The 12,814-nt window shown below is 65.3% G+C and carries 12 protein-coding genes; all 12 read right to left on the minus strand.

The annotated features are described in order from the left end of the window. Positions 1-43: 43 nt before the first annotated feature. Positions 44-2,278 carry an Ig-like domain-containing protein gene (locus BM193_RS22025; protein WP_092800991.1) on the minus strand — a complete coding sequence of 745 codons (2,235 nt, stop codon included), beginning with the start codon at positions 2,276-2,278 and terminating at the stop codon, positions 44-46. A 54-nt stretch (positions 2,279-2,332) separates the two neighbouring features. Further along, positions 2,333-3,181, minus strand: a complete 849-nt coding sequence (locus BM193_RS22030) for a LytR C-terminal domain-containing protein (RefSeq protein WP_092800988.1) — start codon at positions 3,179-3,181, stop codon at positions 2,333-2,335. Next, positions 3,178-4,110, minus strand: a complete 933-nt coding sequence (locus BM193_RS22035) for a type II secretion system F family protein (protein WP_092800985.1) — start codon at positions 4,108-4,110, stop codon at positions 3,178-3,180. Before BM193_RS22035 ends, BM193_RS22030 begins: the two co-directional genes overlap by 4 nt. A 41-nt stretch (positions 4,111-4,151) precedes the next feature. Further along, positions 4,152-5,126 (minus strand): type II secretion system F family protein, encoded by a 975-nt coding sequence (locus BM193_RS22040; protein ID WP_092800982.1) that lies wholly within the window; start codon positions 5,124-5,126, stop codon positions 4,152-4,154. A gap of 6 nt (positions 5,127-5,132) precedes the next feature. Next, positions 5,133-6,503, minus strand: a complete 1,371-nt coding sequence (locus BM193_RS22045) for a TadA family conjugal transfer-associated ATPase (RefSeq protein WP_092800979.1) — start codon at positions 6,501-6,503, stop codon at positions 5,133-5,135. Between the two features lie 24 nt (positions 6,504-6,527). Next, the gene (locus BM193_RS22050) at positions 6,528-7,688 is read right to left on the minus strand and encodes a CpaE/TadZ family protein (protein ID WP_092800975.1); all 1,161 of its coding nucleotides are present in this window, start codon (positions 7,686-7,688) and stop codon (positions 6,528-6,530) included. Between the two features lie 37 nt (positions 7,689-7,725). Then, positions 7,726-8,004, minus strand: a complete 279-nt coding sequence (locus tag BM193_RS22055) for a hypothetical protein (protein ID WP_092800972.1) — start codon at positions 8,002-8,004, stop codon at positions 7,726-7,728. A 10-nt stretch (positions 8,005-8,014) separates the two neighbouring features. Continuing rightward, positions 8,015-9,571, minus strand: a complete 1,557-nt coding sequence (locus BM193_RS22060; RefSeq protein ID WP_092800969.1) for a type II and III secretion system protein family protein — start codon at positions 9,569-9,571, stop codon at positions 8,015-8,017. A 24-nt stretch (positions 9,572-9,595) separates the two neighbouring features. Further along, on the minus strand, positions 9,596-10,435 hold the full coding sequence (gene cpaB / locus BM193_RS22065; RefSeq protein WP_092800966.1) for a Flp pilus assembly protein CpaB: 840 nt from the start codon (positions 10,433-10,435) through the stop codon (positions 9,596-9,598). A 16-nt stretch (positions 10,436-10,451) separates the two neighbouring features. Next, positions 10,452-11,807, minus strand: a complete 1,356-nt coding sequence (locus tag BM193_RS22070) for an ATPase (protein ID WP_092800963.1) — start codon at positions 11,805-11,807, stop codon at positions 10,452-10,454. A gap of 27 nt (positions 11,808-11,834) precedes the next feature. Continuing rightward, positions 11,835-12,428, minus strand: coding sequence for an A24 family peptidase (locus BM193_RS22075; protein ID WP_254786367.1), 594 nt, complete (start codon positions 12,426-12,428; stop codon positions 11,835-11,837). A 127-nt stretch (positions 12,429-12,555) separates the two neighbouring features. Next, on the minus strand, positions 12,556-12,723 hold the full coding sequence (locus BM193_RS22080) for a Flp family type IVb pilin (RefSeq protein WP_092800960.1): 168 nt from the start codon (positions 12,721-12,723) through the stop codon (positions 12,556-12,558). Positions 12,724-12,814 lie beyond the last annotated feature (91 nt).

Below are 12,814 nucleotides of genomic sequence, written 5' to 3' on the forward strand. Positions count from 1 at the left end.
GGAGAACACTCCGGCAGCTTTTTTTTTGTCCGCTTGTCTCGGATCAGTCGGTGACGCCGTACGTCGCCGTCGTCACGATGCCATTCGGCGTTTGCACCCTTACCGTCAACAGGCCGTTGCGTATGCTGTTCGGCTGGCAGGTGGTGCCAATCTGCGTGACGTCGCTGACCATCCGCACCGGATAGATCCAGTTGGCGGAACTGGCGCTGTCGATGCTGGGCACGACGAAGCTGGCGCCGCTGACGATGCTGCCATTGCTCGCCGAGAAGCTGATCGTCGTGCCCGCCGGCAACGGATTGCCGGGCAAATCCATCGCCAGCCCCGTCACGGCGGCACGATTCATGGCAAACACGGTGCCATTGCCGTCGCGGATGGCGAGCGGGAAGGTGCGTACCCGGTTCTCGAACACGGTGCCATCGACGCACTTGTCCAGATCGATCGACGCGGCGCCCAGGGAAGTGATGCGCGCCGTGCTGCCCGACAACACCTGCACCAGGGCCTGGCGTATGTGCACGGTGTTGGCCGCCGTGGTATTGACGCTGGAGGCCGAACGCAGCACGCCGTTGTACTGCTTGTCGCCCACGGCATCCCAGCTGCCGCTGCCATTCGAGTCGATATACGGTTCGCCGTCGGCGCGCACGGCATTGCCCGTGCTGTAGGCATCATCCTGGAAATTGGCATTGCGGCCGACGATGGCGCGGTCATTGCGGAACGGCTCGCCCAGGTCGACATAGGTCTCGCCGTTCTCGAACAGATTGTTGCCATTCTTATCAGCAAAACTTTCCTCGCCCAAGGCGTACGCCAGGATGGTCACGCGGCCGTCAAGCGGACGGGGATTGCCGGGGCAAAAACGCACGGAACACGAACCCGGCACGCCTTTCTGCGTGATCACCGTGCCGTCCGTCAAGGTGGTGTTGACCAGGCCCGTCAGGCAGGAGGCGTCGACGGTGCCGCCTTCGGCCGTGAAGCTGACGGCCGTACCATCGGGTACGGGATTGTGGAAATGGTCGCCCAGGCGCGCCGTGATGGTGGCCCCCGTCGGTGCGGTGCAACCGGCAAAATCGCTGCCTTCCGTATTGAACGCGGACGTGGTCAAGGTAAAGCTGTCCTGCTCGGGTATGCCGGTGGACACCACCAGCTGGTCCGACACCGTCGACAGGCTGGTGCCCTGCAGGCTGGCCGTGATGCGGATCGGCGTATTCACCGTACCGGAGGCCACCGTGGTGCTGACGCTGCCGTCGGCGCCACTGGTCGCTTGCGCCGGGTTCAGGCTCAGGCCGCCGGCCGTCGTGTTGAGCGCGAAATTGACCACCTGGCCGCTGACGGGATTGCCGTTCCGGTCCAGGACCTTGAAGGTGACGACGGACGACTCTTGCCGCCCCGCCCCGCCCGTGCCCTTGAGGGCAATGTTTTGCGGCAATGCGGACACGAACCCGATCTGGCCGGCGCTGGCCGTCTGCACTGTCAGCGTGCCCGTCTGGCTCAGGGTGGTGGCATTGAAAACGGTGCTGACCGTGATCACGTCAGGCGCGCCGCAGCCCTTGTCGATGTACGAGGTACTGGCCACGCCATTCACCGTATTCACGGGGCTGCTGATGGTGGCCTTGCCGGCGCTGGCGCACGGCGAGCTGAAAACCACGGACTGCACCGGCGCATACACGGCCTTGCCATTCATCACCGTCACGCTCAGGCCAGCCGTGCCGCCCGCCGACAAGGTGGCCGGCACGACACCCACGCCGCCCAGCGTCAGGGTCGGGAAGACCACGCTGTAATTGATCCCCGTCGTCAGCACGCTGCCATTCACCGTGGCGCTGGCCGTCAGCGCAAAGGCGCCGCTCTGGCTGCCAGCCGCGAGGACGATGGTGGCCACGCCGTTGGCATCCGTCAGGGCGCTGGCCGCCCCCGGCGTAAAGACGGCGCTCTTGTCGCTGCTGTTCAGGGTCAGCAAGACGCCTGGCAACACGGCGCCGCCGCCATCCTTCACGACGGCCTGCACGGTGGCGCTATTGCCGGGGCTCACGGACGTCGTCGCATTGCCGGCGGCGTCCTTCAGGCTCAGCGCCACGGTTGCCGGCGCGGCGGGCTTGACTGGCACCTCGGGCGTGACGGGCGGCACCACGCAGCCGGGCAGGTTCGGATTGCGGCTCGGATCGAGCTTGCTGCAATCGCTGCCGCCGGAACCGCCACCGCCACAACCGGCCAGCAACGTCACTGCCGTGCCGGCGGCCAGATACAGCGCCCAACGCGCCGGCGCACCGCTACTCGTAAATCCTGACATGCACTTCTCCCTGTTATTTTGCTGCTGATAATGTGTGGTTTGATTCTCTCTTGCTTAGACCTGGTCGCGGCCCAGGACCAGGCGGATGCCGGCACCGCGCCCCAGGCGGTCCACCGCCACCAGCTGCATGGCCGGACCATGCTGCGCCAGGCTGTGCCGCAAGGCGCTGGCCTGCTGTGCGTTGCCGGGGGCATACAGGATCTGGCTGCGTGCCTGGCGAAAGCCGGGCAAATTCCCCAGCCGGCTGACCGCCATGCCCTGCGCCTGCACGCGCAAGCGCAGCTGCGCCGCCATGCCGCGGATGCCGTTGCCATTGATGATTTCAATCTCGGCCAGCGGCGCCGGCGCGGCGGCCACGGCCGGCGCCAGCGGCGCGGCTTGCGCCGCCGCCAGTGCCTTGGCTTGCCCCCCTGCTTGCGCCTCGACGACCAGCTGCAGGTTATTGCGTGCCAGCGCCGTGCCGCCATCGCGCGCCACGGCCTGTTCAAGCATGCTAGACGCTTGTGTCAGCTCGCCTTGCAGGTAGTACACGTAGCCGAGATTGTTCTTCGGCTGGGCGGCCTCGGGGTAGTCGCGCACCAGCGCCAGCAGTGCCGTCGCGGCTTGCGCCAGCCGGCCGCGGCGCGCGTCGAGCACGGCTTGCGCATTGCGCGCCGCCAACTGCTGCGGTGCCAGCGCCATCGAGGCGGCAAAGGCGTCGGCCGCCAGGTCCAGCTGGCCGCGCTCCTGATAAAACTTGCCCAGTTCAAAATAGGTGGCGGCATTCTGGCCGGCGGAATTCGTGATGCGCTGCACGCCCGCCACCTGCCACGCCGGCGGAACGTGCGTGGCCGCGCAGCCTTGCAGCAGCCACAGCAGCAGGCACAGGCCGGACAGGCCCAGCCAGCGCAATGGCGGCATCATACGGCCCCCATCGCCGGCAGCAGGGCGCGGCGGATCTGCAGCAAGGCCGGCCCCATCAGCACCACCAGCAAGGAAGGGAAAATGAAAAAGATCAGGGGAAACAGCAGCTTGAGCGCGATCTTCGCGGCCGTTTCCTCGGCGCGCTGGCGCCGCTTGGTGCGCAGCTGGTCCGATTGCACGCGCAGGGAGGCGGCGATGCTGGTGCCGAAACGCTCCGCCTGTATCAGCAGCGTCACCAGCGCGTCGACGTCTTCCACGCCGGTGCGCAGGGCCAGGTTGCGCAAGGCCTTGTCCTTGGCGCTGCCAGCGCGCAGCTCCAGCGTTACCAGCTGCAATTCCTCGGCCAGGATCTGGCTTTTCATGCCAATTTCCTGCGCCACGCGCGCCAGGGCGGCATCCATGGCCAGGCCCGCTTCGACGCACACGGTCATCAGGTCCAGCGCGTCGGGAAAGGTTTCAAAGATCTCGCGCTGCCGCTCCTTCAGGCAATGCTTGAGCCAGAAGTCGGGCAGATAGTAGCCAACTGCCGCGCCCAGCACCAGCCACAGGAACAGATTGTGCTCGCCCTGGCGCAGCAACAGGTACGCCAGCAGGGGAAACAGCAGGGTCAGCCCCGTCTTGGCGCCGTAAAACAGCGCCGGCGCGGTGCTCTTGCGCCAGCCCGCGTTGATGAAACGGATGCGGGCGGGCGACTCTTCCCAGCCCTCTTCGGGCAGGGACAGCTTGGCCAGCGGGCGGGTCAGGCTGATCAAGTGTTCCATCCAGCGCTGGTTCATGCGGCGCACCCTGCCGCCATCCATTTTCTTGACTTCCAGGGTATCGAGGCGCAATTGCACCGCATTGCCCGCGAACAGCCGCGCCACCACCAGGACGATGCCGAACACGATCAGGAACAGCACCACCAACAAGCCTATCTGCATGCCGCTCATCGCGCCACCTTCCGTATAGTCAACTGCCTCATATCATGGCCTCACACGCGAATGCGGATAATCTTGCGAATCACAAAAACACCCACCACCAGCATGCCAAATGCGACGCCGACCATCTTGCGGCCGCCGCTGTCCGTGTACAGCACCGCGAGGAAATCCGGGTTAATCACCTGCATCATCAGGGCGGCAGCGAAGGGCAGCGAACCGAGTATCCAGGCGGACATGCGCCCTTCGGCCGACAGCACGCGCACCTGGCCCAGCAGCTTGAGGCGATCGCGGATGATGGCGCTGATGCTGCCCAGCAGTTCCGTCAGGTTGCCGCCCGTCTCGCGCTGGATCAGCACGGCGATGACGAAATAGCGCAAGTCCGTACTGGGCACGCGCGCCGCCAGGCCCGACAAGGCATCGGCCATCGACACGCCAAAGTTGACCTCGTCAAATACGGCGCGCATTTCGTCCGCCAGCGGACCTGTCATCTCATCGCCGACCATCTTCAAGGCCGTGGGAAAGGCGTGGCCGGCGCGCATGGCACGGCTCATCATGTCCAGCGCATCGGGCAGCTGCTGTTCGATGCGCACCAGCCGGCTGGCCTTGGCGCGGCTCACGAGAAAAAACGGCAGCGCCGCGCAGAGCAAACTCAGCAGCAGACGCCCATACCAGGGAAACGGGCTGAGACTTGCCAGCAGCAGGCCTGCCAGCCAGGCCAGCAGGCAATAGCCAAGCAGCTTGCCGACGTTCCAATTCTTACCAGATTGCAATAGCAAGCGGTCCAGCCACTGCGTGCCGGGCAGCACTTCCAGCAAGCCCTGCACTCCCGCATGCGTGCTGAGCGGCCGGTCCTTGGTGATCGAGACGATTTTCTGCGCGTCGTCGCTGGCCGTATTCATGGCACGCAAGCGGCGCGCCACCCTGCCGGCGCCGGCGCCACGCGATTGCCAGTTGAAATAGACGGCGCCGACCAGCAGCATGACCGTCAGGAAGACCAGCAGATACACCAGATACGATAAGTAGCCCATGCCGCCTCAACGCCCAGGACCGGACGGCTCGAACACCGTGCTGGAAATGCCGATGCCGAAACTCTTCAGGCGCTCCAGGAAACGGGGACGGATGCCGCTGGCCGAGAAATAGCCCACCACGGCGCCGCTTTCGCCCACGCCCGTCTGCTTGAAGCTGAAGATTTCCTGCATCGTGATGACATCGCCTTCCATGCCCGTGATTTCCTGGATCGACGTGACCTTGCGCTTGCCGTCGATCAGGCGCGACACTTGCACCACCACCGAGACGGCCGAACTGATCTGCTGCCGGATGGCCTTGCTGGGCAGGTTGGCGGCAGCCATGCTGATCATGTTTTCCAGGCGCGTGATGGCGTCGCGCGGGGTGTTCGCATGGATCGTCGCCATCGAGCCTTCGTGGCCCGTGTTCATGGCGCCCAGCATGTCGAGCGCTTCGGCGCCGCGCACCTCGCCCAGGATGATGCGGTCGGGGCGCATGCGCAGCGCGTTGCGCACCAGCGCGCGCTGCGACACTTCGCCCTTGCCTTCGATATTCGGTGGCCGCGTTTCCAGGCGCACCACGTGCGGTTGCTGCAATTGCAGCTCGGCCGCGTCTTCCACCGTGACGATGCGTTCCGTATGGCCGATAAAGCCGGAAATCACGTTGAGCATGGTGGTCTTGCCGCTGCCCGTGCCGCCGGAAATAAGGATATTCATCTTCGCCTTGCCCAGGCCTTGCAGCACTTCGGCCATCTCGGCCGTCATGCTGGTGTAGGCCACCAGATCGGCCAGGCGCAACGGGTCGACGGAAAAGCGCCGGATCGACATCACGGGCCCGTCGATGGCCAGCGGCGGGATGATGGCGTTCACGCGCGAGCCGTCGGGCAGGCGCGCATCGACCATGGGACTCGATTCATCGATGCGCCGGCCCACGCGCGAGACGATCTTGTCGATGATCTTCATCAGATGCGCATCGTCATTGAAGACGACGTCGGTCAGCTCCAGCTTGCCGCGCCGCTCCACGTACACCTGCTGGTGGCCATTGACGAGGATATCCGACACGCTGGGGTCGGACAGCAGGGTTTCCAGCGGGCCGAAACCGAGCATTTCATTGCGGATGTCGCGCGTCAGGTTGCGCCGCTCGGCATCGTTGATGACCACCGCTTCCTCGTCCAGCAGGCGTTCGACCAGGCCGCGCAGCTCATCGCGGATCTGTTCCTGCGTCAGGCGCTGCATGCTTTCCAGGTCGACCCGTTCCAGCAGCAGCGTGTGGATGCGCTGCTTCAGTTCGCGATAGCTGCGGTTGTCGATGGACGGCGCGCGCTGCGGCGTCAGGGCCGCGATCTTGCCGCTGCCGAGACGCTCGCGGATCGACAGGCTGGGGGCGGAAGTAGTTGCCATGAAAAAGTTCCTGTTCGGGGAGAGTTAGGCGCGTTTCAGCACGCGGCTCAGCCAGCCTTGCCGCGCGGGTTCGACGCTGACGCCCGTCAGGCTGGCGGCGAACTCCTGCAGCGAGCGCGTGATGGGGCTGTTCTGGTCCAGCTGCAGGATCGGCACGCCCTGGTTGACCGAGGCGGCCGCCGACAGATAGTGATTCGGCACCGTGCGGTCGATGGTGGTGCCGTACGCCGCCTCCAGGTCCTGCAGGCGGATTTCGCCGCCCTTGTCATGCCGGTTGACGATCAGGCGCACCTTGTCCTTGTCGTATTCCAGCGAGCGGAACATGCCCAGCAGGCGCTTGCCATCGCGGATGTAGGGCAAGGTGGTTTGCAGGATGGGGAAAATCAGGTCGGCATGGTCGAGCGCGCGCACGCTGACGGCGTCGAGGTTGCGGCCCACGTCGAGCACGACGAAATCGTACTGGCGCCGCGCCAGCTTGATGATGGCGTCGATATGCTCGGGCAGCACCTCGCTGGCGTGGGCCGGATCTTCGGGCGCGGCCAGCACGCTGAAGTTGGGCAGCACATTGAGCATGCTCGATGCGAGGAACGACGGATCGAGGCGGTGGATATCGCGCGTCACGTCGGCCAGGGTGGCCAGCGGCTTGTTTTCGGACACAAACAGCGAGGCGTCGCCGAAGTGCAGGTTCAGGTCCAGCAAGGCGACGCGCTTGTGCCCGCCCGCCGCCAAGGCATAGCCGAGGTTGGTGGCGATGAAGGTGGCGCCGCTGCCGCCCTTGCACGAAATGAAGGCCAGCACCTTGCCATTGCCATTGTCGCGCCGCTCGAGCTTTTCCTCGATGCGCTCGAGCGCGGGATGGATGCTGCTGACGGCGGCCGGCGACGGCAGCACTTCGCGCACGCCGGCGCGCATGGCCTGCAGCAGGAAATCCGGCGTATGCTGCGGGCACAGCAGGATGACGGCCAGGCGCGGATACTGGTTGCTCAGGCGCTCGATGGCCGCCAGGTCGGCGCCATCGTTGCCGGGCCGGTCGAAAATCAGCACGTCGGGCAATTCCTGCGCCGAATACAGCTGCTCCAGCGGCCCGGCAGTGGCTTCGACATCGTCGGCCTGGTTGCGGTTGCCCACCAGCCGGCCCAGTTCGGCCAGCGCTCTTTCATCCCTCGATATGATGACGATTTTCACAATATGCCTTGCCTGTTCTGTGGTAACGGTGACCTGTTCATTGGCGGCCGACGCCGATCGTCAAGGTGCTCGATTGCGGCAACGGCGCCGTGAACGTCTTCTGATAGGCGTTGTAGCCCGCCACCGCCGACTTGCCATCGAGGCCAGCCACAGGATCGCGGTTCAGCCCCGCCTGCGGATTGATCACTTGCCGGGCCCGCAGCAAATCGACGCTGCGGCCAAATTGGCGGTCCAGCTGCGGCGTGGTGCTGCAGCCGCCGACGGCGCACGCGGCCAGCAGCAAGCACAGCAGGGGAAATATTGGCGGACGCTGCATGCTCACTCTCCTATTGAATGTCAAAGCCGGTCGCCGCGGCGGCGCCCGGTTGCTTGTCGGCCGCTGGCGGCGCCTTGGGCATGCCTTCCATCTTCCCTTGCAGGAAGAATTCCGCACGGCTAGGCGCCACATACGCGTCCGTCGGCAGTGCATAGTCGCCGGCGAGCGGCTTGACCAGGTGCGGCGTGATGATGAACACCAGTTCGGTACGGTCAGTCTGGAAATCGCTGCTGCGGAACAAGGCGCCCAGCACGGGGATCTCGCCCAGCATCGGCAGCGCCTTGATGTTGGTGGTCACGTTATTCTTGATCAAGCCGCCGATGGCAAAGCTCTGGCCATCGAACAATTGCACGGTGGTGGTGGCGCGCCGCGTGGTAAACGCGGGCAGGATGGCGCTGCCGGCCGTGCCGCCCGTGGTGATGCCGATGCCGTTCTTGTTGAGTTCCGAGACTTCCGGCGCCACCTTCAGGTTGATGCGCCCGCCATCGAGCACGGTGGGGGTGAACTTGACGGCGATACCGAATTCCTTTTCTTCCAGCGTGATCTTGTTGGTGCTGCTGTCTTGCGAGACGGGAATGTAGATCTTGCCGCCAGCCAGGAAACTGGCTTCCTGGCCGCTGATGGCCATGATGTTCGGTTCGGCCAGCACCTTCACGAGCCCGTCGCGCTTTTGCGCATCGAGCGTGAGGAAGTTGCCATTCTTGCCGTTGAAGCCATCGATCATGCTGGGATTGCCGCTCAGTAAATTCGACAGGAAACTGTAGGTCCAGTTGCCACTGCTGGCGCGCGCGCCGATGCTGGCGCCCAGCTGGTCGACGAGGGTTTTCGACACTTCGGCGATCTTTACTTCCAGCATCACCTGCTGCGGCGCGGCGATGGTCAGCATATTGATCACGCTCACGCCCGCGCCGGCGCCGCCAGCACCAGCCGGGCCGGCTGCCGGCGCGGCAAGGATGGCCGCGCCCCCGCCCGCGGCAGGCGCGGCAGGCGCGGCGTCGCCGCCGGCGCCGCGCTGCGCGAACGCGGTGGCCATGGCGACGATCTGGCTGGCCTTGACGGCATCCGACACCATGCCCGTCAGCACGATCGCGCCGCCCGCCGAACTGGCCTTGAGATCGGTTTCGCGTGGGAACACGTGCTTCAACTGCGCCTGCAAGCCGTCCGCGTCAACGTCGACTTCGATATCGACGATCACGGGACGGTGATCCTTGTCCCACAAGATCAGGTTGGTACTGCCCGGCGCCAGGCCCCAGATATACAGCTCGCTGGAACTGCCCAGCAGCCTCGCGCCCGCCACCTTCGGATCATTGACGGCGATCTGCGAGACGGCGCGCGTCAGGCTGCGCAGCGTCGACTTGCCAACGGACAAACGGATCGGCGCTCCCAGCCTGGCGATGTCGGCGCCCAGCGCCAGGGGCGCCGCCGCCTCGGCCACATTGCCGGCCGCGTCCGGCTTGCGCGCGGCGGGGGCGGCGCTGGCCGGCAAGCTCGCCGCCAGGCCACTCAAGGCCATGGCCAGCGTCAAGGTCAGGTGCGGCCGGACAATACGGGTACGAAATGAGCTCATCAACTATCCCTGGTTCTGGTATTTTTAAAATTGCTGGACGCGCGTGTCCATGCCCGTGATCACTTTGACGCTGTCGGCCGGTGGCGCGGGAACGCGCGGCGGCGCCTGGCGCACCGGCGCGGCGGCGCGCGGCGCGGCGACGGGCAGCAGCGGTTTCAGTCCCAGCAGCGACTCCTTGGTGGCGCCCCCCGTGTTGACGGGCGCCGGATCGACCTGGTTGCGCAGCACCAGCGACAGGGTGCCCACGCTGCGCGCCAGGTCCAGCTTTTCCACCTGGTCCGGCGTCAGTTCCAGTGTCACGGCATTGACCACCTTCGGCTTGTTATCATCGCGGTTCGATTCCTGCGCCACGGCCAGCACCAGGATGCGTTCCAGCACGATCTTGGAAATGGCCAGCTCGGCGCCGCCGCTGGCCTTGGCGCGGTCATCCTGGGTATTGACGAGAATGTCGACGAAATTGCCGGGCAAGGCAAAGCCGGCCACGCCCACCACGTCATTGACGCGCACGGTCATGGCGCGCTTGCCATCGGCGACGATGGATGACAGGCCCCCCGTCGCCCCCGGCGGCGCCAGCTTGCTTTCCAGCACAGGTTCACCCATGCTGATGGCCGTGCGCGTGATGCGTCCATCGAGCACCTTGTCGTCGGTAAAGGCGCCGGGCGGCTGCGCCCCCGCGGGCCAGTCCATGCTGCGCAACATCAACGGCGTCACCTTGCTGCCCACGCCGATATCGACCAGGGCCACGACAATCTTCTGGCCCGACGGCGTGCTTTGACCGCCCATCCAGACGGCGGCCGCCAGCACGGCGGCGCCGGCCAGCACCAGGGCCAGCAGCAACATGAGTAAGGCACGGGTATTTCGCATCGTTTTTCCTCTGACTTCAGCTTGGTTTCTGTTCGCGCCGCTCTTGCACGGCCTTGTCTTGTGCGCCATGGCTGTCGCCAGCGCCGGCAAAATAGTTGTTCCAGGCCCAGTCCAGCACGGCCTCGTCGAGCCGCACCGCCGTGCCCTCGTAGCGGGCCAGGTCACGCACCTGGCGTATCAGGTCGCGCGGGTAGCAGGCCAGCAATGGCGTCTTGCCGCGCGCGTGGCGCTGCAGCAGGAAGGCAAAGGCGGCCGCATCGAATGGCACCTCGTAACGGGCGCAGGTCTGGCGAAACACGGTTTCGTAGTGCTCGGCGCTCAGCGCCGGCACCTCGATCTTGTAGCCCAGGCGCCGCAAAAAGGCCGCGTCCGACAAGCGCTCGGGCAGGAAATTCGAGGAAAACACCACCACCACGTCGAACGGCACCTGGAAGGTATGGCCGTTGTGCAGCGACAGGTAATCGATGGCACGGTCCATCGGCACGATCCAGCGGTTCATCAGTTCCAGCGGCGAACAGCGCTGGCGCCCCAGGTCATCGATGATGAAAATGCCGTTGTTGGCCTTCAGGTGGGGCGGCGCGCGGTACAGCCGCGTCACGCTGTCGAAACGCAGGTCGAGCATTTCCAGGGTCAGCTCGCCGCCGGTGAGCACGGCCGGGCGGCGCACGCCGCGCACCCAGCGCGCGTCCAGCTGCACGGCTCGCTCGATGCCGGCCGGCGCTTCCAGCTGCTGCGCCGCCGGCAGATGCAGCACCGGATCGTAGAAAGGCACGACTTCGCCATCGACCATGATGGCGTAAGGCAGGGCGATGGCCCCCTGCAGCAAATCCTGCAGGCGTTCGGCAAGATAGGTCTTGCCGCTGCCGGCCGCACCGTAGATGAAAATGGCGCGGCCCGAGTTCATGGCCGCGCCCAGCTGGTCGAGCACGCGCTGGTTGACCACCACGCCGTCGAAACTGGCCGCCACCCGTGCCCGCGTGACATGCATGTTGGCCACGCTTTGCGCCGACACCTGCGCGTTGTAGGCGGCCAGCGGCACCGGGCACGGCCCCGCATAGGCATTGCGCGCCAGGCATTCGAGCGCGCGCTGGCGACCGCTGTCCGTCAACTGGTAATGAATGTCGGCATCGGTGCCGCTGGCGCCACGACGCATGACCTCGCACAATTTTTCCTGACGCATGAAACCGATCACGGGATCGAGCACGCCCAGGCCCAGCTTGACGTAGGCGGCCAGTTCCGGCAGGTGCAACTGTCCCCGCTGGAACAGCACCTTGACGAGTAACTCGACCAGAAACAGAAAAGGCAGGCCCGTCTCTTCGACGGTGCGCGGGGCGCGCAGGCAGGCCGGTGCGGGGTGCAGGTCAGCGTGCATGGGCACGCGTCCAGGTAATGCCAGCCATCATGCGAACATTCCCGGCCTGCCATTGGCGGCCAGCAGCAGATACAGCAAGGTACCGCTGGCGATGGCGATGGCATACGGCAGCTTGCCGCTGGGTGCGGCAGGCGCATCGATATCGGGCCGTTGCGCGGCGATGGCGCGCATGAGGCTATTTAACACCAGATGATAGCTGTTGCTGGCGGCCTGGCGCAGCGTGCCGTGGAACGCCGCCACAGCCAGCGCCAGCACGCCGCCGGCAAGCATGCTGCTCAGCAGGCAAAAGAAGACGGCATGCGGGCCGACAAACGCCCCCACCATCGCCATCAGCTTCACGTCGCCGGCGCCCAGCGTCTTGATGGCGTACATCGGCATCAGCAGCGCCAGGCCCAGGGCCAGGCCGCCCAGGGCCGGCCAGAAGCCCAGCGCGCCGGGCGTGGCCGTCAACAGCCCTGCACCGGCAGGCAACAGGGTATTGAGCGCCATGCCCGCCAGCGCACCGGAAAACACCAGGCGATTCGGGATGCGGCGGCTGCGCACGTCGTGGTACACGGCCAGCAGCAGCAAACCGGTCAGCAAGACTGCCGGCGACCAGGTCAGGAAAAGATCGGTGTACATGGATTACCCGGCGCAGGAAGGGGAATGACTGGGTACAAACAAAAATGGCCCGGCGCCATGCAAGATGATCCGGGCCATCGCAGTGGCAAGTACACGCCTGGCGTGCGGCCTGCCCTGATGCGTATGCTTAGGCGGCGGTAATTTTGGCGGCGATCTTGGTAAACACGCTCGCGATGTTGGTGCCGATCGAGGTCACGGACACGACGATCACGGCAGCGATCAACGCAGCGATCAGGCCGTATTCGATTGCCGTCACGCCATCTTCTTCAGCGATAAAGTTTTTGATGAAATTCATGATTAATCCATTCAGAGTGAGTTTGACAACGTCATGTGCAACTGCGGGAGCAGCCAGTAAATGGATCAATTTCAGGGACCCTTGCATATGG

Origin of the sequence: Janthinobacterium sp. 344, assembly GCF_900112025.1 — a bacterium.
GTDB lineage: Bacteria > Pseudomonadota > Gammaproteobacteria > Burkholderiales > Burkholderiaceae_D > Janthinobacterium.